Origin of the sequence: Rhodococcus sp. H-CA8f (genome assembly GCF_002501585.1) — a bacterium.
Classification (GTDB): Bacteria; Actinomycetota; Actinomycetes; order Mycobacteriales; family Mycobacteriaceae; genus Rhodococcus_F; species Rhodococcus_F erythropolis.
Genome location: NZ_CP023721.1, coordinates 214,605 through 233,798, shown reverse-complemented (window position 1 = coordinate 233,798; position 19,194 = coordinate 214,605). Strand labels below are relative to the sequence as shown.

The 19,194-nt window shown below is 63.6% G+C and carries 29 protein-coding genes; 6 read left to right on the top strand and 23 right to left on the bottom strand.

Going from position 1 to position 19,194, the window contains the following annotated elements; genetic code table 11:
• Window positions 1–79: 79 nt before the first annotated feature.
• Window positions 80–409, bottom strand: a complete 330-nt coding sequence (locus CPI83_RS30220; RefSeq protein WP_097388535.1) for a hypothetical protein — start codon at window positions 407–409, stop codon at window positions 80–82.
• A gap of 396 nt (window positions 410–805) precedes the next feature.
• Between CPI83_RS30220 and CPI83_RS30215 the strand changes: the two genes are divergently transcribed.
• Window positions 806–1,081: a hypothetical protein gene (locus CPI83_RS30215; RefSeq protein WP_097388534.1), complete on the top strand. Its 276-nt coding sequence runs from the start codon at window positions 806–808 to the stop codon at window positions 1,079–1,081.
• Window positions 1,082–1,339: 258 nt separating this feature from the next.
• Here CPI83_RS30215 and CPI83_RS30210 read toward each other — a convergent pair whose 3' ends face one another.
• From CPI83_RS30210 to CPI83_RS30195, 4 genes are all read right to left on the bottom strand, one after another.
• On the bottom strand, window positions 1,340–1,585 hold the full coding sequence (locus CPI83_RS30210; RefSeq protein WP_157920705.1) for a hypothetical protein: 246 nt from the start codon (window positions 1,583–1,585) through the stop codon (window positions 1,340–1,342).
• A gap of 151 nt (window positions 1,586–1,736) precedes the next feature.
• Complete coding sequence (locus tag CPI83_RS30205; protein WP_157920704.1) at window positions 1,737–2,369, bottom strand: TetR/AcrR family transcriptional regulator; 633 nt, start codon at window positions 2,367–2,369, stop codon at window positions 1,737–1,739.
• Window positions 2,366–2,899 carry a hypothetical protein gene (locus CPI83_RS30200; protein ID WP_097388531.1) on the bottom strand — a complete coding sequence of 178 codons (534 nt, stop codon included), beginning with the start codon at window positions 2,897–2,899 and terminating at the stop codon, window positions 2,366–2,368. Before CPI83_RS30200 ends, CPI83_RS30205 begins: the two co-directional genes overlap by 4 nt.
• A gap of 90 nt (window positions 2,900–2,989) precedes the next feature.
• The gene (locus tag CPI83_RS30195) at window positions 2,990–4,318 is read right to left on the bottom strand and encodes a winged helix-turn-helix domain-containing protein (RefSeq protein WP_097388530.1); all 1,329 of its coding nucleotides are present in this window, start codon (window positions 4,316–4,318) and stop codon (window positions 2,990–2,992) included.
• 892 nt (window positions 4,319–5,210) lie between these two features.
• Here CPI83_RS30195 and CPI83_RS30190 point away from each other — a divergent pair.
• Window positions 5,211–5,600 (top strand): hypothetical protein, encoded by a 390-nt coding sequence (locus CPI83_RS30190; RefSeq protein ID WP_097388529.1) that lies wholly within the window; start codon window positions 5,211–5,213, stop codon window positions 5,598–5,600.
• 102 nt (window positions 5,601–5,702) lie between these two features.
• Here the strand turns inward: CPI83_RS30190 and CPI83_RS30185 are convergent, their stop codons facing one another.
• Window positions 5,703–5,963, bottom strand: a complete 261-nt coding sequence (locus CPI83_RS30185; RefSeq protein WP_097388528.1) for a hypothetical protein — start codon at window positions 5,961–5,963, stop codon at window positions 5,703–5,705.
• A gap of 194 nt (window positions 5,964–6,157) precedes the next feature.
• On the opposite strand from CPI83_RS30185, the gene CPI83_RS30180 reads away from it, so the two are divergent.
• The gene (locus CPI83_RS30180; protein WP_097388527.1) at window positions 6,158–6,799 is read left to right on the top strand and encodes a nucleotidyltransferase domain-containing protein; all 642 of its coding nucleotides are present in this window, start codon (window positions 6,158–6,160) and stop codon (window positions 6,797–6,799) included.
• A gap of 255 nt (window positions 6,800–7,054) precedes the next feature.
• Here CPI83_RS30180 and CPI83_RS30175 read toward each other — a convergent pair whose 3' ends face one another.
• The 8 genes from CPI83_RS30175 to CPI83_RS30145 form a co-directional block, all read right to left on the bottom strand.
• Window positions 7,055–7,270, bottom strand: coding sequence for a hypothetical protein (locus CPI83_RS30175; protein WP_097388526.1), 216 nt, complete (start codon window positions 7,268–7,270; stop codon window positions 7,055–7,057).
• A 106-nt stretch (window positions 7,271–7,376) separates the two neighbouring features.
• Window positions 7,377–7,514: a hypothetical protein gene (locus tag CPI83_RS30905; protein ID WP_157920703.1), complete on the bottom strand. Its 138-nt coding sequence runs from the start codon at window positions 7,512–7,514 to the stop codon at window positions 7,377–7,379.
• Window positions 7,511–8,266: a hypothetical protein gene (locus CPI83_RS30170; RefSeq protein WP_097388525.1), complete on the bottom strand. Its 756-nt coding sequence runs from the start codon at window positions 8,264–8,266 to the stop codon at window positions 7,511–7,513. The genes CPI83_RS30905 and CPI83_RS30170 overlap by 4 nt, the downstream gene beginning before the upstream one ends.
• Window positions 8,227–8,790, bottom strand: coding sequence for a hypothetical protein (locus CPI83_RS30165; protein WP_097388524.1), 564 nt, complete (start codon window positions 8,788–8,790; stop codon window positions 8,227–8,229). The genes CPI83_RS30170 and CPI83_RS30165 overlap by 40 nt, the downstream gene beginning before the upstream one ends.
• A gap of 362 nt (window positions 8,791–9,152) precedes the next feature.
• Window positions 9,153–9,698, bottom strand: coding sequence for a hypothetical protein (locus tag CPI83_RS30160; RefSeq protein ID WP_157920702.1), 546 nt, complete (start codon window positions 9,696–9,698; stop codon window positions 9,153–9,155).
• A gap of 254 nt (window positions 9,699–9,952) precedes the next feature.
• Window positions 9,953–11,005 carry a DUF932 domain-containing protein gene (locus CPI83_RS30155; protein ID WP_097388522.1) on the bottom strand — a complete coding sequence of 351 codons (1,053 nt, stop codon included), beginning with the start codon at window positions 11,003–11,005 and terminating at the stop codon, window positions 9,953–9,955.
• A 419-nt stretch (window positions 11,006–11,424) separates the two neighbouring features.
• The gene (locus tag CPI83_RS30150) at window positions 11,425–12,210 is read right to left on the bottom strand and encodes a metallophosphoesterase (protein WP_157920701.1); all 786 of its coding nucleotides are present in this window, start codon (window positions 12,208–12,210) and stop codon (window positions 11,425–11,427) included.
• A 5-nt stretch (window positions 12,211–12,215) separates the two neighbouring features.
• Window positions 12,216–13,322, bottom strand: coding sequence for a hypothetical protein (locus CPI83_RS30145; RefSeq protein ID WP_157920700.1), 1,107 nt, complete (start codon window positions 13,320–13,322; stop codon window positions 12,216–12,218).
• 290 nt (window positions 13,323–13,612) lie between these two features.
• On the opposite strand from CPI83_RS30145, the gene CPI83_RS30135 reads away from it, so the two are divergent.
• Complete coding sequence (locus CPI83_RS30135) at window positions 13,613–13,876, top strand: hypothetical protein (RefSeq protein ID WP_097388518.1); 264 nt, start codon at window positions 13,613–13,615, stop codon at window positions 13,874–13,876.
• Between the two features lie 204 nt (window positions 13,877–14,080).
• Here CPI83_RS30135 and CPI83_RS30130 read toward each other — a convergent pair whose 3' ends face one another.
• From CPI83_RS30130 to CPI83_RS30120, 3 genes are read right to left on the bottom strand one after another with little or no spacing between them, the layout of a single operon-like run.
• Entirely contained in the window at window positions 14,081–14,302 is a 222-nt protein-coding gene (locus CPI83_RS30130; protein WP_097388517.1) for a hypothetical protein, read from the bottom strand.
• Window positions 14,303–14,331: 29 nt separating this feature from the next.
• A complete protein-coding gene (locus tag CPI83_RS30125; RefSeq protein ID WP_097388516.1) occupies window positions 14,332–14,637 on the bottom strand; it encodes a hypothetical protein in 306 nt (101 codons plus the stop codon).
• A gap of 2 nt (window positions 14,638–14,639) precedes the next feature.
• Window positions 14,640–14,933, bottom strand: coding sequence for a hypothetical protein (locus tag CPI83_RS30120; RefSeq protein WP_157920699.1), 294 nt, complete (start codon window positions 14,931–14,933; stop codon window positions 14,640–14,642).
• A 293-nt stretch (window positions 14,934–15,226) separates the two neighbouring features.
• Here CPI83_RS30120 and CPI83_RS30115 point away from each other — a divergent pair, with 293 nt between their 5' ends.
• Both CPI83_RS30115 and CPI83_RS30110 read left to right on the top strand, forming a co-directional pair.
• Window positions 15,227–15,562 carry a hypothetical protein gene (locus tag CPI83_RS30115; protein ID WP_157920698.1) on the top strand — a complete coding sequence of 112 codons (336 nt, stop codon included), beginning with the start codon at window positions 15,227–15,229 and terminating at the stop codon, window positions 15,560–15,562.
• A 139-nt stretch (window positions 15,563–15,701) separates the two neighbouring features.
• On the top strand, window positions 15,702–16,031 hold the full coding sequence (locus CPI83_RS30110; protein WP_097388513.1) for a hypothetical protein: 330 nt from the start codon (window positions 15,702–15,704) through the stop codon (window positions 16,029–16,031).
• A 75-nt stretch (window positions 16,032–16,106) separates the two neighbouring features.
• On the opposite strand, the gene CPI83_RS30105 is transcribed toward CPI83_RS30110, so the two are convergent.
• The 6 genes from CPI83_RS30105 to CPI83_RS30080 form a co-directional block, all read right to left on the bottom strand.
• Window positions 16,107–16,529: a helix-turn-helix transcriptional regulator gene (locus tag CPI83_RS30105; protein ID WP_097388512.1), complete on the bottom strand. Its 423-nt coding sequence runs from the start codon at window positions 16,527–16,529 to the stop codon at window positions 16,107–16,109.
• Window positions 16,526–16,876: a hypothetical protein gene (locus CPI83_RS30100; RefSeq protein ID WP_097388511.1), complete on the bottom strand. Its 351-nt coding sequence runs from the start codon at window positions 16,874–16,876 to the stop codon at window positions 16,526–16,528. Before CPI83_RS30100 ends, CPI83_RS30105 begins: the two co-directional genes overlap by 4 nt.
• Window positions 16,877–16,983: 107 nt before the next feature.
• Entirely contained in the window at window positions 16,984–17,226 is a 243-nt protein-coding gene (locus CPI83_RS30095; RefSeq protein WP_157920697.1) for a hypothetical protein, read from the bottom strand.
• A gap of 14 nt (window positions 17,227–17,240) precedes the next feature.
• Window positions 17,241–17,828 carry a hypothetical protein gene (locus CPI83_RS30090; protein WP_097388509.1) on the bottom strand — a complete coding sequence of 196 codons (588 nt, stop codon included), beginning with the start codon at window positions 17,826–17,828 and terminating at the stop codon, window positions 17,241–17,243.
• Between the two features lie 177 nt (window positions 17,829–18,005).
• On the bottom strand, window positions 18,006–18,860 hold the full coding sequence (locus CPI83_RS30085; RefSeq protein WP_343229961.1) for a hypothetical protein: 855 nt from the start codon (window positions 18,858–18,860) through the stop codon (window positions 18,006–18,008).
• A 78-nt stretch (window positions 18,861–18,938) separates the two neighbouring features.
• Complete coding sequence (locus CPI83_RS30080) at window positions 18,939–19,118, bottom strand: hypothetical protein (protein WP_157920696.1); 180 nt, start codon at window positions 19,116–19,118, stop codon at window positions 18,939–18,941.
• Window positions 19,119–19,194: the final 76 nt, after the last annotated feature.

Sequence of the window (19,194 nt, the reverse complement as noted above, 5' to 3'; positions counted from 1 at the left end):
AGAACAACAATTAACGAAAGAATCGCGTGAGTCCGGCAGCATCGAACCGCGGGGCGCCGACTCCGAACTGAAGGCAGTGTTATCCCGCGGGGTACATCACCGAGAGATCGTGTCCGCCTGCCGGAACAGTGATTTCGAAGTCCCCAGAGGATGCCTGGTTCAGATCCGCAAGGGCGGCACAGGGATCCACCGGGTCCACCTCACCCGGCGGGCACTGCGCGAGACCGGCAAGCCACTGCGAGACAGGCAGGCCAGTGGCGGTCGGGGCTACCTGGACGAGCGATGATTCACCGCCCCCCTGGTCAGTGCGCGCAGGTGCGGCTGCTCCAGTGTCGACCACCAGGAGCGCTCCGGCAGCTACAAACGCGAGAACACTGGTTGCAGCAACAGCTTTCAACGTGCGTGGCATGTGTCCTGCAACCTTCCGTTTCGCGATGCGAAGATCTTCGCCGCTATCGATGTACGTGTTATGCCCGGTTCTACATACGTCAGTAAACGACAACTCGTTAACAATCGGCAACCAGACCCGACGGTTTGAGAGTTACATCATAGGACCAAATCCTCTAGCCGTGCATTCACAGTCGACCGAACACTGCGCGCCCCACGCCCCATCGCACGCACCACAGTCAACTTCGAACTCTGCCGAATATCGCCGGAGTGCAACCGAATACGGGCCACCCGTCACACCCGACCACGGCCCACTTTCTGACCGTAACATCTACCCCACGACCGCAAACGGACGTGACGTCGTCACAACGGCCGTCACACCTCGATCGGAAACAGCACCCAACGGAAGGACACCACCATGCCCGAACAAACTGTCAGCAACGCCGTCTTCCTCGCCCGTTTTCCCGAGCCCGGGCAGGCGAAAGATTTCCGGGACAACGTCGATCGAGTCATCGCAACAACCGGAACATCCACCCTCGACGGCAACGACGTCACCTTCACCGCACCCACCATCGACACCCACGGCGACCCCACCCTCGGCGACATCATGTTGTCCGTCGGCTACTACGGCGGAGCAGGAACGAAACTGCGCATCAACAACGGCGAATTCCGCACCGTTGTCCGCGAGTACTGACATCACCTCGGACATGGCACACGAGCCGGACGAAAGCGTATCTCCCAGAACAGAATCTTCTGTTCCGGCCGCTGCCGTCCGGCTCATATTCGCCCTCAGGGCAACCCTCTGCAAAGAAAGCAATCGAAGTCGTCCACCCCTACCAGTGGGTGCAACTGCCTCGGCCCACCCCGCGAGAACACGGAAGCTCGGATCGCTCACCCCGGGCGAATATACAGATCCTCGATAATGTGCGCGCTCCCACTTTTCGCCAGAGTTCTAGCTCTGACGCCCGGCGGTGATCGTCCCATCCACCGTGCTGACCCCGACGATGTTTCCTCCGTCGATGGTGACGATGACCTCTCCCTGATACTCGGAGTTCTCGATCGCACGGCCCACCGACGCCCCTGGCGCCGTCGTCCAGGTGCCCTGGTTCGTGGTCACTCTGAATCGAGGGTTGCCGTCTTTGTTCGACGACATGTATTGGACTGCCACGATCGTGACGGTCCTGCGCTCTACAGCCATGATGCGCTCTCCTGCTTCTTGTCGGTGATTGGTGCGCATGAGTGTAGTGCGCCGACCACGACTACATACACGTCCTGAACTGCGCCGCAACATCTTTGCCGAACCCACGCGCATTGATAAGGGGGTTATCAGTGCCGTGGCATCGGGTCGCTCAGGGCGCAGAGACCGCCGCCAGGTGCGCCGTCACGACGTCCTCGACTCTGGTCACGAGATCGGGTCCGCCCGCCTCCATTCCGCCCAGCAGCACCGCCGCCGTGAAGCCGCTGCACAAGTTGAAGGCGAGTCGGCGTGTGCGTGGCTCGTCCAGGAATGTTCCGTCGTCGATGCCGCAGCCGACGAGCGCCGACGCCATCTCCATGAAGTGTCGGTACGCGTCGGCGGCTCCCTCCACTCCGGAATCGAGACCGAGCTTCAGCCCGGCGCGGCACGGCACGTCGCCGGATACTCGTTCGGCGAGGGAAGTGAAGACGACCCGCAGTTTCGTGGGCACCGACTCCGCGCTCAGCGCAGCAACAGCGAACTCGCCGGTGACGGCCTCGGACCACCGCCCGACAATGTGCTGCGCAATGGCCTCCTTCGACGCAAAGTGATAGAACACTGCACCTTTCGACAGACCTGTGCTGTCGATCATGTCGGTGATGCTGGTGGCGGCAAATCCGATCTCGTCGAAAAGTTTCGCCGACCCGGACACGACTCGCTCATGGGTGGCGATCGCCCGCGGTTGCTTCCGTACGTATCGCGCTCGTTCCACCGACGGCTTCGGCGTATTGTTCGAGTTGTTCACGACCAGGTGTCCGTTCTTCGTATCGGCTGTGCCGATTGTTCAGCGGTAGGGGACATTTCGAGATGAGGAGCTTTTCGGGAGGGTCCACGTGTTTGCATGGGGGTGCGGACTACCGGCGATGGATCGACGGGGACGTTCGTCGCCGCGCCACCCCACCGCCGGTCCGTGCGATTGCCCCGCGACGTGCGCACCGAATCGGCGACAAGACCGACAGCCAGCAGCGCCGCACCCACGATCGCGGCAGGAAGTGCAATATTCCGGCTTTCGGAATCCCGGAAGCCTCCGGGTTCACCATCGGTCGAGATCCCCACATACCGCAGCAGATCGCGAGACTCCGCCAGCCACACCACAGAGGAAATGGTGAACACCGCGACCCCCACCATCGTCACGAGGATTCCGACGGCGATGGCCACCGTGCTGAAATCCTCGAGCAACGCTTGGCGGCGGTGCCGGGTACGAGATTCACACCGCACTCCGGATAGCGGAGAAGAGGGCGAATCCTTGTCGAGTCGTGCATCCTTCGCGCTCATGACGCGTCCTCTGTCGACGGGTTGGGAGGGTTCGGATGAGTGCGGACCGAGTCCCAGGGTGCAAGCGCAACCAGCGGTGCGCTCGCACGGCTACTCACCGCTCTCGCTGGGCAATGCCAGCGCCAACAGATCTTGGATAGGTTCGGATGCAGGGTGCTCGAGGTTCGGCCGGACCAGACGGTTCGTGCCCTGTCTGCGCTCACAGATCAAACCCGCGTCTGCGAGGCGTGCGATCTCGCGGTGAATCCCCGACAATGCCGCTCCCGTACGCTCCGCCAGCTCCGAAAGAGTCAGTTCCGCACCGGGATCGGCGTAGAGGGTAGCGAGCACCGCAGCTTGAGTGTCGGACCGGAACAACGGCAGGCTGATCTTGTTCGGCAAGGTCAACTCGTCGAAGCCCAGTTCCTGCGCCAGCAGGCTCGAGCCACGCTGCGACACCGCAACTGTTGCCGTCACACCACCCGGTTTACGCAGCCGGACGATCTCCCCGCGGAATCCGTCACCCCACACGACAGGTTCCTCTTCGATCAATCCGTTCGGCGACATCACCGGCCTGTCCCGATACTGGGGCAGAGTTCGACGGTGTTCGGCGATCCGATCCGCCTCACCCTCGGACCAGCTCATGGCGCTGGTCAGCTCCACCGTCGGCATCACTGCCACCGGAGTGACCGTCACTCGGGTCCAGTCGTAGGCGTCGATACGGCGAATACGGAGTGTGCGGGAACGGTCACTGCCAGCCCACACCCGTTGTCCGATCTTCATGCCGTTCGGGGCCAATTGCTCCTCGGCGCCGAACAGTCGTGCCGCCTCCGCGAGCATCTCGGCGCGGTCGATGTCTGCGTCGGCGAGCAGTCCGAGCAGGTGCCGGTAGCGGTCGCGGAGCTGCTCCTTCTCCGGCGACGGATCAGCGAGCCACTCCGCGAAACCCGTCAAGGTGCCGCGGTTGTGCGGCATCCGGGCAATCAGTCGGCCGTTGAGGAACAACACCCAGACGGTGTCCCCGCCGCTGGTCTTCTCCGCGCCTGCGATGACGTACACAGCACCGTCACCGCCGGTAGCCGCCTGAACCTTCTGCGGCTTGTCCGTCCTCGATCTGAGTGCAGCAGGCAGTCCCTCACCCATGCTCGACCACGCCAACGCAGGGCTGGTGTGAGTGGAGTCGGCCTGCCATTCCCCCTTGCCTCGTACGGCCTTCTGGAAGCGCACTCCCGGATTTCCGAGAGCGAGGTCCAATGCCGTCCTGACGTCCTCGGAGTCGCCGATCGCGGCGCTGCCATCTGCGACCGTCAGTTCTTCACATCCGGCCTTCTGCAGGTCGTTCCGGGTCATAGCGTTGATGCGCCCCAACTCGGCCTTGTTCACTGCCGCTTGCAGGTAAAGCCGACGATCGCGCGGTTTGCGCCAGTAGTACACCTTCACGCCGCACCTCCCCCAACCTCTCTTCACTGATGCAGAAGATTACTTCACAAATTGTGAAAGAAGACATCGACTGCACCAGCCCCACACGCCACCTGCTCATCCAGGTCCGGGGCCGGAGGCAGAATCACCTGCAGACACGAAGCGGCACCCGATACCACCGCCAGCGCGTCACGCCACGATCAGCTACCTAGCTCGATCGCCGATTCGGGCAGGACGGCTGGCTGTGAACCCGCAGGGCCAACCCGAAACACTCGCACGACGCTTCGACAACCGACCCTCCATCCCACCGCCGAACCGTCACCGTCACACCGTTGCGGACCGCCGTCGAGTCCGTCGCCGCCTTCCCGCTCGACGCTGACTTCATGCCTTCTCGAATCCCCTGCACCGGCATGGGGTCTCGCCACCCGCCGTTGTGTACCCGTTGCTGCCGCTGCAGTGACGCTTTCGCCCGTTCGTGAAACGATTGTCCTCATCGTGCAACGTCTCCCCATGCCCACACCCGCATTGCTTCTCTGCCACTGTCTTCTCTCCTCCAAACATCCTGCGATCACGCCGATCAGCGCGATCCGGCCGAGCTCACCCGCACTCCACGCCGGAGCCACTCCACGCCGGAGCACAGTGGCGCCGTCCAGGGCAATGCTCTCACTCGAAACGGTCTGTGTCACAGCACTACTTCCCGGCGGAACACGAGTGGCACGGCACCCGAACCCCCGACGGGCCGTCCACTGACGCCCGCCTGCCGCTCCGCCTCCCGACTTCACCGAGTGTCCACCAGAGTGCGCACCGCATTCCATAACGCCTCCACAGAAACCACGAGGATGCCACCGCACTCGAAACGCGAATAGACTACGCATGCCTGGCTATTCACCCAACTGCACGATAGGGACCACGTATGCCGACCGATTTCGCAGTTCGCCTCGAGGCCGTGAGCGCCGAACGTCCTGACCTGGACCTCGTGGGCAGACAAGGCCAGCGAGTGCCACTGAACCAGGCTCACGCCGACCAACTCTTCGAGATCACGCAGAGCGACCCCACGCTGGACTATGCCCCCGGCGCGCTCGCTCATGTCAACGCCGACGGCGTCCTGACCACCGTCAATCAGGGCGCTGGCTCGTGGAACATCACTGCACACACAGGTAGTTCTGCCTCGTGGTTGACCGTCTCCGAAGTCTCGGGCGAGGAACTCGCGCAACGCGATACCGACCTCGGCAGCATCGACGAGGTCATGTTGAGCATCTTCGCGCTGTGGAACTGGGCGACCGTCGGGCCGAAGGTGTACTGACGTCTCCGTTGCCTCGTTCAACGACGAAGCCGCCGTCATCCGCAGGGAGACGGCGGCTTTCGTGGTCCATCCGAGGCGCACGTATCGGCGCAACCTCGCACGTCACGTCGTTGCAGAACCCTCACGCCATGCTCGGTCCGTCGGGTGCTCGTCGAGTGGATGCCAGAACACTGTGCCGGGATTGGCGGTCGCAATTGCAACCTCCTCAGGGTTGCCGGTCTCGCCGCCGGACCATTTCCAGTCTGCTCGGGTGATCCCGGCTCGGCGCAACACGTCTGCGATGGACTCAGCTGCGATCACCTCGCGCGATTGCGTGCCGTCGCGAAATCCGCGCCACCCGTACACTTTCAGTGATCTCGCCACCGACGTACCCTCACTTTCCTCGTCGAGCGGGTCCGCTCAACCCTTCTCCATTGTCCAATGACTGACGCGAGCCGGTCAGGGAATTGTGCCCGACGCGGAACTGGCCGAGCTGTCGTCGTGCTCGATTTCTCACGCACTACGCCAACTATAGTGGGCATAGTCTAATTTTAGTTTGAACCGAGGAGGCGCCTGTCATGCAGCTGAACCGGCCGTTCACAACGGTGACGCCGACCTTGGATGGCGACGTGCTTACTGTCTTGGCGAGCGCGGGCGTCACCCTTACGGTCAGCCAGGTCCAGCGCATCCTCGCCACCCGTTCGGGCGAAGGCATCCGGAAGGTCCTCACCCGCCTCGTCGCACAGGGTGTGGTGCTGCACGACCAGGTGGGTAGGACCAACACCTACCGCCTCAACTCCGAGCACCTCGCGGCCGAGCCCATAATGGCGCTCTCGCGACTGAACTCCACCTTCCTCGGGCGCCTGGAAGAGCATCTGGACGGGTGGGGCAAGACGTTGCGGTACGCCGCGGTGTTCGGATCGGCGGCGACCGGCCGCATGCACCTCGACAGCGACATCGACCTGCTTCTGGTGCGCGCCGCTGCCCCTGTCCACGGCGGGGACGATGCGTGGGAAGAACGGTTAACCGAACTCGCCCGACTGGTCACCATGTGGACTGGCAACGACGGTCGCATCGTCGCGTACGCCGAGGACGAGTTCCGTGCTGCGACAGCCGCCGGTGAACCTCTACTTCGCGACGTCGCGAAGCAGGGCCTGACCGTCGCGGGGACGCGGAGTTGGTTCAGCTCGCAGTTGCGCCCCGCTGCGAGAAGGTCCTGATGGCGGGACGGCAATAAACAATCAGGCGCTGCGCCAACCTGTCCCGCCCGAGCACCGCACCGCGGCCCTGATCGATTCCGGCGCAACTCCACCCCCTCGCATGTGTGTGTTCTGAGCGCAGAAGGATGGCGCGGCCACAGCCATCGAAAGTCGTCAGTGGCAGCGACGAGGGCCGTACCCGAAGCTACGTTTCCTCTGCCCGGGTCCGGCCCTCGCCAGCGTTCGCCTAGCGGCGGTCAGCTCCGCATCACAGTGTCAGGCATTGTCCGTGCGGATCGCCGTTTCGGCTGCATCCTGGGCGTCCACGATGTCGTCGGTGACACCGGATGCGAACTCGACGCCAGCGCGCTTCGCCGACCACTCGATGACGTCACCTTTGTCGTGGGCGATGGCCGTGTAATTGCCGACTTCCAAGTGCAGCACGTCCTCGGGAAGTGGTCGCTTCCATTCGCCTGTGATCGTCAATTCCATTGTCTACTCCTCCATTTGATCGCGTGAGTATCCTCGGCACAGACCATAGTGGCCGAGTCGCTCGTGTGGTCCGCTCGGCGCCGAACGGACCGCGCGAGCCTGCTTGCTAGTCGGATGACGCCAGTTTTGTGCGGACCTTGTCGCGGAGTCCATCCAATGACTCGATGTCCTCGGCACCCCCGGCGAAGAATGCGTCGAGGGTGTCCAGAACTACTCGGAGGTTCTGTGTTTCGTTGCCGCTCACTGTGTTTGCCTTTCAATGGGGATGGCGGGGACGTTCTGGACCATATCGCCGATGCGGATCATGTGGCTGCCGATACCGCCGCCGATGACGGACATAGCTTCGAGGACCGCGGCATCGGACTGGGAGTCGATCGGATCAGCCCCGCCCTCACCACTTTGGTTCCACTCCGGATAGTCGTGGCGAACCCAGGCAGCGAGCTGCGCCGTCGCAGCGGCCTCCGACGCCACCACCGCGACACGATCGAGAGCCCCCTGTCCTGGGCGTTGAAGTTGGACAACCCAGGCGGTCGCGTCTACCTCGTCGCCGTAACACGTGCGCCCTGTTTCGTCGTGCGCCTCGCCATCTTCCAGCCGCCAGCGCCATTTGCTGCCGTCGCTGTCGGAATAGATGACACCCACGCCGCCACCTGCGGCGACGATGCTGAGCACCTCCATCGCTTCGCCGACATCGCCGTCACCCCAGACCTCCAAATGGACCGTGCTTTCGTTGCCACCGCGTTCCCAGGTTTCGCGGGGGCAATCGGAGCCGATCGCAGCCGCGATGACCACGGCGATCATTCCCTCGACACCGAACTCGGCCCTCCAATCGTCAGCGTCCGCGAGGTCCACCCGGTTCTCCGCGGCTGCCGCAACCAGATCAGCCCACACCGCGTCGAGCGATGCCTCCGGAAGGTCGATGCCACCACGTGAAGAGACGTAGTAACCCATGATCTCTACTCTCCCGCCGAGATCGTCGCGTCGGCGCAGACGCATGCGAGAGGACTGCGCTCGTCTCCGTCGTGGAACGAGCACTCGATTGCGCTGGCCACCACTGCCGCCGGGGCGAATGCCCGCATAGCGCGTTCAGCCAGGTCGGTGAGCAGTTCGGTCACTCCGGCGAGCACGTCGTGGGCGTCGTCGAAACGGGTCCACGGCAGATCCCCGAGTCGCCGAAGGCCGGTGTCCGCAAGACAGACGCCGGTCGGGAGAAGAACCGACAGGGTCAGATAGCTGTCGTTGACAATGAATCCCTCTTCATCGCAAGTGAAGTCGGCGGACACGGTCACAGAGGGATCAGTGTCACGGTCTCCCCACTTCCACGCCGAGCACCGGCTCACCGCCTCGACGATCTCTCGGATCACACCGAGTCCGTCAGAAGTGCGCTGGTTCGCCGAAACGATCGCTGCAGTCACATCCATTTCGCCGTCGTCGATCAACGCGCTCACAACCTCTCGGTCGTAACCGAGCCTCCACAGATTCGTCGTCGCGCCCGGCGCACTGCTAGTCGAGTTCGTCATGGGATCTCTCCGTTCCCGCGCACTGTCGTCGCGGATCTACTCCGAGCGGAAGTGGTCGGCAACCGCCCGAAACCAACTGGGACTCCCACACCATAGTCACACCCACCGACAGACACCAAGACCGGAACCCGCTGTCCACCAACCGCTTTAAGCCGCACATCCGCCATGGTCAACTCCCCCTGTCAAGTGTCCGAGCCGCCAGCCCATCCGGGTCCGGGGCCGTGGGGAATGGGTTGGCCGCATGGTCTGGAGGTGCCGACGGAATCGTGATCGGGCCACCGTCGCCCTGTACAGAGTCCGCGAACGAGCAGCGGCGCCACCCCTGACAGTCGGGATGGCGCCGCACAGCAACAGCCGGAGCCTTATGCGCAGTGTTCGGCGACCTTCTCCGACACCGCAACCAACACATCCAACTCGACGGAATCAACTGCCGATCGCACCGTTTCGGCGATCACCGCTTCACGGGCATCGACCTCGGCCGCAATCCACCCCGACACCAATAGCGCGTTGTCATCGATCCAGCGAGTTTGCGCCGCGGGCCGGGAACCGTCGTTGAGAAGACTGTCCACGACACTCGCCTGCAACGCCGTCGGGACGTAACTGGTTGCGCCGACAGCCAACTCCGGCAACGCCGCCAGCGCACACACCTGGCCGTACCCCTCGAACGGCTCATCCCCCCAGGACAATCCGCCGTACATTGCGACCCACATGCCCGAGATCACGAACTCAGCCCGTGCGCCGCAATACCCGATCGCATACGTCTCGGCGATCTCGTTCAGACGGCTCCGCGCCGCGGCGATCCCGTCCGGATTCTGCTCGAGCTCCCGAACGGCGTCGGCAGCGCCATCGTGGAAATCGTCGTCGTCGATACCGAAGTCGCTGACGTCGAAGTCTCGATCTGCGACCATCGCATCGGCAATCCATCGGGGGGCGGTGCGCTCGATAGCGGACCGATACTGCTCGCACAGATCCCATTCCCCATCCACGGTGGTGCGGGGAAGAAACGGTATACGGTGAAGCACCATAATCAAGTTCTGGCTCATCGTCTGCGCCCTTTCACAACTGCGTTTGTCGGTGTACGTGGAGCTGGCGAGGTAGTTCTGACAGCCCGCCAGCAGGGCCGGACGATGCGCGCTCGCACACCGCCCGGCCCGAGGTGTCGTCACGCTGCGAGAACCCGATTCAGGGTCGTCAGCACCGACGAATCCAACTTCTCGAAGCGGCCTGAGATCGCGCCCTCTTGGTTGCGTTCGGATCGCGTAGCGCCCTTGACGGCCTGCTTGTGGTGCGCCCATGTGTTGACGGCCTGCACGACACCCAGACCAGTTCCACGCCAGGTGTTCGCGCGCACATCGCTGCGGTACATGTCGACCAACTCGTCACGGATGCGCATCGACGTCGTACGCGAGCGACCTTCCTCCACCGGCAACGGATGCCACGCGTCGAGGAAGGCGAACCACTGCCGATCGGTGACCGTCATCGCCGACAGCCGGTGCAACGTCTCGGTGAACTCGTCCGACGTCACTTCCAGCAGATTCAACGCTTCCCGCACCTTTGCGCTCTGCAAGGTCGAGTTGCGGCTGTGACGGAACTTCACACGCTGGTCGATCGACTCCGCCAGCGCCGCCGACATCGTGTTGTCGCACACGGTCGCCGTCACTGTCCGCCCGTAGGTCGTGGCAAGACTGCCGTCAAGCGAGGTCGCCGCCAACACGTTGGGCCGGTACGCGAACCCCGTGCGCGAATCGTGCATCGTCTCCGGCACCGACACCTCGACCCACGCCTGCCCGCCCTTGCGCAGCAGTCCCGCCGACGTGACCACCAGGGTGTCCCCGAGCACGTTCGACACCGCACCCAACAGCCATTCCCGATACTGATGCGGCTCGTACCCGTCGGAGAACACCTTGAAGACATGCCGATTGTCGCTGCGCGCCACAGCCACCAATGCCGGAAGGCGCTTCACCTCAACGGGATAGCCGAGGTCGTCGAGACGTGTCATCGTGTCCACATCAGCTGGAAATTCCGCCAACACCGGAATCTTGATCGCGTCCCAGTGGAACAGACGATCCGCCACATCCCCCACCGGAATCGCCCCCGGATAGTGATTGGAACGCTCCCCTTGTTCCTCGGCTCGGTAATGCCACGACTCGCCTCGCTCATCCGTCATACCGATCAGAGTGTTCGTGTTCAGCCACGTCAAAGTTTCAACAGACATCGCGGAGATCCTTTACAACTGGGCGGGACCGCCGGAGGTCAGTCGGCAGTGCCCGCAATCAACTGGGACACCACGAACTCTAGACACACCCACCGACACAACACAAGTACCGAAATCCGCTGCATTTCAATCTCTTTCGGACTTTCCGGCCCATCGGGGAGGCTGGAAGTCAAGCCCCCACAGCCACCTACCCATCCAGGTCCGGGGCCTGGGTGGGTAGGGGTCGATCGACCCCTGTTCCTTCCCGAATCGGCCCGTCCGCGGAACGGCGAAGAGCCGCGAGTACGGCCTCCGGTCCGAAACTCCCTCAGAAACGACGAAGGGGCGTTGAGCTGCATCGCAACTCAACGCCCCTCACGCCCTACTTTGCGGCGTCACTGACCCAGCAACGCCGCGCCCCTCACGCCCAGCGGACCGGGCTACGACCCTGCGGCCGGTCCGAGAGTGTCCAGGTCGACGAACGCCAGACTCCCATCCGTACCGTCACAGTCCAACGACACCATCCGGCATTCGTCGCCGCTGGGCAGCTCCACAATCCGGGACTCGTCGACGTGGTAGTGCCCATGGACGAACAGTTCCGGCGCTACAGCTAAGAATGCTTCGGTGATGCGGCGCCGCCCGATCGCCGCGTACGCCAACGCCATCGCCGACCAGCCGCCCGGGTTGTGCGTGCAGATCCCCTCGACCTTCCCGGTCTGCCACGGGGCATCCGGAGCGTCGTGCGCGATCATCACCTCTGCCGGTCCGCCCGCGACGACAGCGGCGACATCGTCCCGGGTGATCATCTCCTCCGGAAACCAGTCCACACCTCGAACGCACGTTTCGAAGTTGATCGACGGCGCACCTCCGAGTGAGACGAAGCTGCGGCCACCATGCGTGAACCGGTGTCCGCGGGGCAAAACGGCGATCCGGTCACCGAACCACGCCAGCGGGCCGAAGTCGTCGCGTTCGTCCACTGAGGCACCCAGAATCATCGGCCAGTCTTCGCGGTTGCCGGGCGTGACATAGATCGTGACGTCGTGCTCACGGCAGGCCTCGTCGACGACCGCGCGAAACCGTTCGCCGGGCAGGCCTGCTCTGATCTCGAAGTCACCGACGTGGAAGAGGGTCCGCACCCCGCGGGCACCGACCTCGGCGATACGGTGCCTGGCCCAGTTCCCCGACAGATGCCAGTCCCCGGCGAAAGCAACGACATTGCTGCTCATCGCGCTCACTCGGCGGTCCGGTACACACTGAACGCACCGTTCGTCGCGGATCCGGCGACGACAGCGACGTCATCGGGGCCGACGAAGACAGGGGCGATGGCCTGCTCGTTGAGCTGTGTCGTCTCAGCGCGGGCGAAGTCGTACGAGACGGTCGCGTTCTGTCCGTTGCGGGTATCGGTTCCGTACCCGACGCCGCCGGAGGTGATGGCGGTCAAGTTCGCGGATCCACCGCCGTCGAGGCATGCAGCAGTGCCGTCCTTGCTGTCGATCACGTTGCGCCCGAACGCGAGGTAGCGCCCGTCGAAGGACGATACGAGCGTTGTCGGAGTGGAAGTGGGCTCGCAGGGGTCGACAGTGGGGAGATCGGTGACAGCGCCGGTCGTGGTGTTCGTGATCCGCCACGGCGCGGCGGCGCCTGCGTGCTCGATCATCAGGTTCGGGTTCGTTCCTGAGCGCCCGTTGTCGGCGGAGAACGGAGCATCGCTGTCGCCGTGAACGCGTTCCGGCCCGCGGCTGACCTGCCCGGTGAGCGGGCTGATCTGCACGTCCCGCGAATCGCCGAACGACTTCTCGGCGAGACCCGCGCCGCGCACGAGCATCCCACCCGAGGCCGACCAGGGTGCGCTCTGATCGAGGCTGACATCGATCTTGTCCACTGGGCCTTGGAAGAGACTCTGACCCTTGCTGTTCCACGTCGAGATGTTGAGCGTCACCTTCGAACCGGCCGGGGTGTCGCCGACTGCAGGTATGGTGCCGCGCCAGAGCGTCGCCAGAAGCCATTGTCCGTCGCGGTCGAAGATGTAGGAGTCCTCGATCGCACTGTCGCCGGTGCTGGCCGGTGCGAGCGCGGTCGACTGTCCGTCCCAACTCCACAGGACCGGCGTCTTCGCGGACCCGATGGTCAGGACGGCGTCGGGGGTGTACACCGTTTTGCTCGAGGAGAATTCGAACACTCCCCCGTCCTGGCCATCCCAGAACGACGGCAAGGTGATCGCCGCTGCGCCCGGCGCCGAAGGGCGCGTCGCGCCACGTGTCGATTCGGGTGCAGCGGTGCCGGGAGTCGAGCACGCGCTTGTCGCCCCGAGAAGGGTCAGTGCAATCGCTGTGGTCACTGCTCGCGTTGTCCATCGACTGTTCATCTATCCGCCCCCGAGTTCTGTCAAAGATCAAGCGACTGAACAACAACCATACCGCGCAACGCGTATCCCGTTGTCGGCCTTCACTCTCCACCCACGGCGAGGGCGGCTCACTCGCTACTTCGACGACGGTACGGACGGAGAGCCGCTCGGCCCCAACCCATCGCCGCCCCACTCGGATGCCGACGACGAATCCCGCCCACTCGGCCGCGAAAGTGCACAGCGATAATGGACGACGCCCAACCATTCAGCCGGAGGATCGCCATATGAAGCTCTATCACCGCACTACGGAGGCCGCGGCCGACGCGATCGTCGCGGCGCAATCATGGGTGAGCAGGGAAAACACTCAGGAGGTGTACTTTTCCAGCGCCCAGTCCGGCGGTGAGGCCGACGGCTATGGCGATGCGGTCCTGTCCGTCGATGTTCCGGACACCGTCGCTCACCTCGACGACGAGTTTCCTGACGGCGAGCAACATTTTCGTGTGTCCATCAGCGACCTCGCCGGACGCGTCGTGACCCGCGAACGGTGAGCTCCACCGACGCGCCACCCGCGACGACAAGGCGCTGAGCCCAGCTTCGCAGTTCAGCGCCTTTCGTCTCCACATCCCGCTCCCGATCCGGCCGCACCGCATCCGGGCTTCGACACGCACACACTGTGGTCATTCGCTCTGTGTCGGCCGCAATAGGCAGCCTCATTCTCGTGTGTCGGGGTGCGGTTACTGCTGCCAGCGTGTTCAGGTGGTGAGGTCGGCTCCGGCGGATCGGGCTCGTTCGATTGTGCCCCAGGCAAATTCGGCGGACATTCCGTCGTCCTTGCGGGTGACGGTGGCGAATTCGTGCTGGTATCCGCTCACGACGGCTGGGTGGCCGTTGATGGTCAGGCCGGGGCCGACCAGCGCTTGCTTTTCCTCGACGGTGTAGTCCGAACTGCGCCGGACGGGTGATGACTCAGGCATGGGGATCTGTCTTCTTTCTCGGGTTCGATTCAGCAGGCGGGGTGCGTCATGCCGTCGATCGGGAACTGGCATGACTGGCAGACGAGGACGACGTCGACGATCTGGACGGCGTAGTGGCCGAGGTCTTCGAGCATCGGAATCAGCGTGTTGCTGGACAGGTTCGCTGCGCGCAGATATTCGGTTCCGCTGTACTTATTGCTGATCGGGGTGGGATTCGATGCTACGAATCGCACTCGCACTTCTGCCTTCGGGTAGTTGGTGTTCAGGTTGTAGGTGCCGTCCGCCGACCGGGGAATGAATCCTTCGGGGTGAACATCGCTCACTGTTTCGCTCATCGTCAGCAGCCTGTGTGGACGAGTCCGTCTGCCGGGTAATGGCAGGCCTCGCAGACCAACGTCACGTCGAGGATCTCCTCGACGTGCACGCCCATCGCTTCGAGCATCGGGACGAGCACGCTGCTGGGTTGGTTCGCTGCACGGAGGCGTTCGGTGCGCTCGTAGGTCGAATTGCCTCCGCCGGGCGCCTTGCCCCGGAACTTCACTGTCACGACCGCGCGGGGTTCGGGTGTACTCAGGTCGTAGGTTCCGTCAGCGGCTCGGGTGAGCGGGCCTTTCGATTGTGGTTGTTCCATCGGTGTATGGCCTTTCAGGTGAAGGGGTGCGCGCATGTACGGGCCAATAGTGGACGGTTCGGTCATCCTGCGGGAACCGGGCTTCGCCGGATTCGGACCGGTCTCCCCTAATTGCATGGTTGATTGCGTCGCGCAACGTGTTGCCGTCCATAGACTTCCACATCGGCGCGGTCCGTGGTTCACCCGACGGGAACGGGCGGACCGCGGTGCGTCACCCGAATTGCTGCGGGCGCCAACATATCCGGATTGCGCGATACGCTGACATGGACACGACCGCACCAGGAGGGGCGCACATGGCGAACGATTGGCCTATACCTGAAGGTCTCGATCCGCGAGGACGTCTTGCCGCGGAACTGATCTACCAGTTCTTCGTCGACAAGGGAATCACCGAGCACGGGGACAGCGACCGATTTCACTTACCGGCGGAGTGGAACCAGCGTTGGGGCCGCAAGTCGCTGTTGATCATCACCCACGACGGCGGAGCGCACTCCGCTGCCTTCAACGAAGCGTACGAACAGCATTCGCTGATGGCCGAACTGCGACACCGCCTGAGCACAGTCGGTTTGGTGCCCGAGCACTACGCGAGTTGGTACACCGGAATCCGACCACTCGAGTCGCAGAGCGAATGAACGATGGGGCCGCCGGAGCAGCGCTCGTTCCGGCGTCCTCGCGTTCTCGACGCACACCTCACTGACCAACTCCGACAACCGCTTCGGTTCTCGCACTACGCTCATCGACACACACCACGACTCTCACGGAGGAATTGAGATGGCAGACAATTGGCCGATACCGGCAGGACTGTCCAAAGAAGGCAAGGAAGCTGCAGAGGTCATTCGGACGCTGCTCGTGGAGAAGGGCCTCACCGATCACGGCGGCGGCGGGCAATTTTACACGCCGCAGCAATGGCGGGACCGTGAAGAGGAGTACGGTCTCGGTTCGCAGCTGATCATCACTCACGACGGCGGAGATCACGCGGCGGCTTTCAATCCCGACTACGGCGACTACGCGCTGATGGAGGAGCTGCGACTCCGCCTCGACCGCGCGAATATCTACCCCGAGCAGTGCACGAGCTGGTACACCGCGATCTACACGCGCTGACTGCGCCTAAACCAGCGGCGCCCGCCCTATCCTCCACGGATGGGCGGGCGCCGCTTTGCATTGCCAGGGCGGGGCCTATCGGCGCTCAGCGCCGACGACAGCCGCGACAGCATCTTCGGTGAACTCCATGATGCACGGACGCTGATGCGACGCGCACCGACCGAGGTAGACCGTCGGCGGTGTGGGGAACCGCGCTGCCATCTCTGGATCTGTGGGGCGTCGCACCAGCGCAGCCGGGGAGACTTCGCACAGCGTCGCAGCTTTGAGCAACTGCTCCCATGTCGGGTACCTCGTGCCTGCTTCCCACTCGTTCACTGCAGGTTCGGCTGCGCCGCAGTCGATGTCGACGCTCGGCCCTGACAGGCCTTTCCTGTCCATGGCGCTGGTGAGGTAGTACGGCACAACACCGCCCGTTTCCCATTGGCTGCGCGCCCATGCGAACTCCTCGGCTCGACGGGCGATCTTCTCTGCCCGCCGCGCGCTGGTGGGCCATCTCACTGGCTGTCACGCCCGATGTAGGCGACGAGCTTGCCGACGTGACGCTTGTCGGCCCGCAACAGGGTGTCGGTGCTATCAACGATCCGGGTGGTGTCGAGGCGAACTTCGACGTCTCCGATGGTGCGGCTGCTGGCGCTGTCCACGGGGCGCTTGAGCGCACTGACGTGCAGCCGACGTGCACCGAAGTTCAGGCCTTCGGTGTCGATGGCGGTGACTAGGTAGTCCTGGTCGTCGACTTCGCGACCACGACTGTCTTTGAGGTCGTAGCGGATGACATCACCGACTTCGATGTCTGTGTACGCCACGCTCAGGCGCGGATCGGGGTAGGGCGTGGTGTCTGTGCTCATGCTTGTCTCGCTATCTGTCTGTTGTTGTCCAACGGTAGTGCATCCTCGGCCGGGGACTCCGCCCGGCGGGAGCGTCGATTCTGTTCGTTATCAACGGTTCCCGAAGTCTATGGTCGTGTTTCCGGCGGCGGCGGCTGCTTCCATCGGCCCCAACTGGTCATCGTCGTCGAGGAAGTCGGTGACGGCCCCTGCGTCGGTGATGGGGTTGAATCGGGAAGGAAGGTCACATCGAGATCTGCCCAGTCCTGAGGATCGGCGGGAACGACCGCAGTTCGCTCCTCACTGGTCGGCCACCAGTTGAGTCCACCGACGGATCCGGAGGTGATGATGCGTCTGTAGACCATTTTCACGGTGGTTCTGCCTTTCAGTTGACGAAGGTGCGTGCGGCACCGAGGTGGTGTTCGTGTGCGGGTTCGATGGTGACCAGTTGGTAGTCGCCCCATCCCATTTCGGCGCGTCCGTGATCGGCGAGGTTGTCGACGAGGCGTTTGACGAGGCCGCAAGTTCCGATCTTGCCTCGGATGGATCGGTGTGGGGAGTCGTACAGCATGGCAGCGACGGCAACGTCGGTCAGTGACGGTAGTTCGATGACCCGGACCAGACGGTCGGCGAAGTGGATGGACTCGGTCAAGGTGACACGACCGGCGGTGGGGCGCGGCAGCTGCGCGCGGTCGCTGTCATCCGGCTGGCCGGTCTTGCTGGACAGCTTCCCCGGGTACGGGTTGATGTCGACGACTTCGTATGCGCCCCAGCGTGTGCTGATGTGCCCCCACCGGATGAGCGCGTCGGCAATTGCAGTGGCCAGAGAGTCCGATTCGACGCCTTCCCACAGGCTTCGGTACGGCGAGGCGTCCAGCATGTCCGCTATCGCAGTGGCGGAGAGCGCAGGAAGTTCGACCACCCGGACCGTGCGCTGCCCGAAGGTGTGAGATTCAGTCACGGTGATGGTCATTCTCAGCCTCTTTCGGGTCGGCAGCAAAGTGTGGTATTCCCGACTGCTACTGAGCCTTTCACACTTTCGTTGCCTGCAGTTCGCCCGAACAACAACCGTCAAACTATGTAGCGCACAAGCACGAAAGGTCGGCCAGCGCTATCCTGACCGACCCTTTCCACCTCTCCGCGAAGCCGCTCACATAGCGGGAAGTACAACGTCCGCTCGCATCCTCGGATGCATGTAAGGCGGGCGCATTCCCATGCGCCCGACACCGCCGTGAACAATGGACTCACGACCGCCCAGACATGCCGCCGGGACAGTGCGTCCGAGAGTGCCGTCCGGGTGCAGGTGGCCGAACTCCCACCGATCAGCATCCGCATCCGCATCCGGCTCGATCGCCCAATCCAGCACCAGCCCGTGGCCGGAGGCACGTTTCTTTCCGATCGAGACCACCGACGACAACATCTCCCCCACTGCTGCTGGATCCCCGAGACCGCGCCACACGAGGGTAGGAGCCACGGTCATCGGCAGTGGCATCACCCACGACCGGAATCGGCCTTTCCGTGGATCGACATGCGCAGGAAGGTTGTCGGTGAGCTGCGCCAATGCCTGCTGGTCTGGACGGCCGGTCCACATCTGTACGTGAGGACCTGGCACGGCGTCTTGGGGGTACGCGAACGTCGCCGCCCAATGCCAGTTCCCGTCGCCGCTGTCGCACCGCTCAAACGGCAAGTCGATGTCCTCGGGAACGATTCGCACGTCATATGCAGACCACTCGGTGTTCGCGGCGCGCGCCGCGGCTTTCCGTGACTCCCACACCTCGGACGCCAGCAGGCCGTCCAGGCTGATCCCCCATGGTGTCGCGTGTGCGTATCCAGCAGACAGCCGTGCCCGCACGGTGAACGGCACGCTCATCGCCGCACGCTCGGGGACGATGGACGGGTCCACCGGCGGCGTGGACGGGTCCACGGCCCGTTCGATCATGGTGGCGAACTTTTCGTCCGACATGCCCTCGCTCCCCGCACCGATCTCACTGCGTTCCTTGGACATCTCGTATCTCCTGATCGTCGATGCACTGACGTGTTGGATGCGGCGAACGTCGCTGTTGTTCCCGCCCTCAGTCCTCGCTCACGCAGCGTTGCACGAGCAGATGGTCCATCCGCCGCCGTTGAGATGCCCCCAGCGGGCCAGCGCATCAGCTTGAGCTGCCTCGGCGTTCGGGGCGACAATCGTCGAGAGCTTCCAGAACTCGCCGTACGAGTTCTTCAGTTCGATATCCCAGCGGTTGGTGGTAGTCGGTTCGGCCATGGCCATCTCCTGCTCCTGTTGTGTCGCAACGCGACAGTGGGATTCGAGGGCGGGAACGACCCCGACCCCGTTGAGT

Bases quoted from the DNA above. Each gene is read 5' to 3' on its own strand.
- CPI83_RS30220 (WP_097388535.1), bottom strand. From the start codon at position 409: ATGCCACGCACGTTGAAAGCTGTTGCTGCAACCAGTGTTCTCGCGTTT.
- CPI83_RS30215 (WP_097388534.1), top strand. From the start codon at position 806: ATGCCCGAACAAACTGTCAGCAACGCCGTCTTCCTCGCCCGTTTTCCC.
- CPI83_RS30210 (WP_157920705.1), bottom strand. From the start codon at position 1,585: ATGGCTGTAGAGCGCAGGACCGTCACGATCGTGGCAGTCCAATACATG.
- CPI83_RS30200 (WP_097388531.1), bottom strand. From the start codon at position 2,899: ATGAGCGCGAAGGATGCACGACTCGACAAGGATTCGCCCTCTTCTCCG.
- CPI83_RS30190 (WP_097388529.1), top strand. From the start codon at position 5,211: ATGCCGACCGATTTCGCAGTTCGCCTCGAGGCCGTGAGCGCCGAACGT.
- CPI83_RS30180 (WP_097388527.1), top strand. From the start codon at position 6,158: ATGCAGCTGAACCGGCCGTTCACAACGGTGACGCCGACCTTGGATGGC.
- CPI83_RS30175 (WP_097388526.1), bottom strand. From the start codon at position 7,270: ATGGAATTGACGATCACAGGCGAATGGAAGCGACCACTTCCCGAGGAC.
- CPI83_RS30170 (WP_097388525.1), bottom strand. From the start codon at position 8,266: ATGCGTCTGCGCCGACGCGACGATCTCGGCGGGAGAGTAGAGATCATG.
- CPI83_RS30165 (WP_097388524.1), bottom strand. From the start codon at position 8,790: ATGACGAACTCGACTAGCAGTGCGCCGGGCGCGACGACGAATCTGTGG.
- CPI83_RS30160 (WP_157920702.1), bottom strand. From the start codon at position 9,698: ATGGTCGCAGATCGAGACTTCGACGTCAGCGACTTCGGTATCGACGAC.
- CPI83_RS30155 (WP_097388522.1), bottom strand. From the start codon at position 11,005: ATGTCTGTTGAAACTTTGACGTGGCTGAACACGAACACTCTGATCGGT.
- CPI83_RS30150 (WP_157920701.1), bottom strand. From the start codon at position 12,210: ATGAGCAGCAATGTCGTTGCTTTCGCCGGGGACTGGCATCTGTCGGGG.
- CPI83_RS30135 (WP_097388518.1), top strand. From the start codon at position 13,613: ATGAAGCTCTATCACCGCACTACGGAGGCCGCGGCCGACGCGATCGTC.
- CPI83_RS30130 (WP_097388517.1), bottom strand. From the start codon at position 14,302: ATGCCTGAGTCATCACCCGTCCGGCGCAGTTCGGACTACACCGTCGAG.
- CPI83_RS30125 (WP_097388516.1), bottom strand. From the start codon at position 14,637: ATGAGCGAAACAGTGAGCGATGTTCACCCCGAAGGATTCATTCCCCGG.
- CPI83_RS30120 (WP_157920699.1), bottom strand. From the start codon at position 14,933: ATGGAACAACCACAATCGAAAGGCCCGCTCACCCGAGCCGCTGACGGA.
- CPI83_RS30115 (WP_157920698.1), top strand. From the start codon at position 15,227: ATGGCGAACGATTGGCCTATACCTGAAGGTCTCGATCCGCGAGGACGT.
- CPI83_RS30110 (WP_097388513.1), top strand. From the start codon at position 15,702: ATGGCAGACAATTGGCCGATACCGGCAGGACTGTCCAAAGAAGGCAAG.
- CPI83_RS30100 (WP_097388511.1), bottom strand. From the start codon at position 16,876: ATGAGCACAGACACCACGCCCTACCCCGATCCGCGCCTGAGCGTGGCG.
- CPI83_RS30090 (WP_097388509.1), bottom strand. From the start codon at position 17,828: ATGACCATCACCGTGACTGAATCTCACACCTTCGGGCAGCGCACGGTC.
- CPI83_RS30085 (WP_343229961.1), bottom strand. From the start codon at position 18,860: ATGTCCAAGGAACGCAGTGAGATCGGTGCGGGGAGCGAGGGCATGTCG.
- CPI83_RS30080 (WP_157920696.1), bottom strand. From the start codon at position 19,118: ATGGCCGAACCGACTACCACCAACCGCTGGGATATCGAACTGAAGAAC.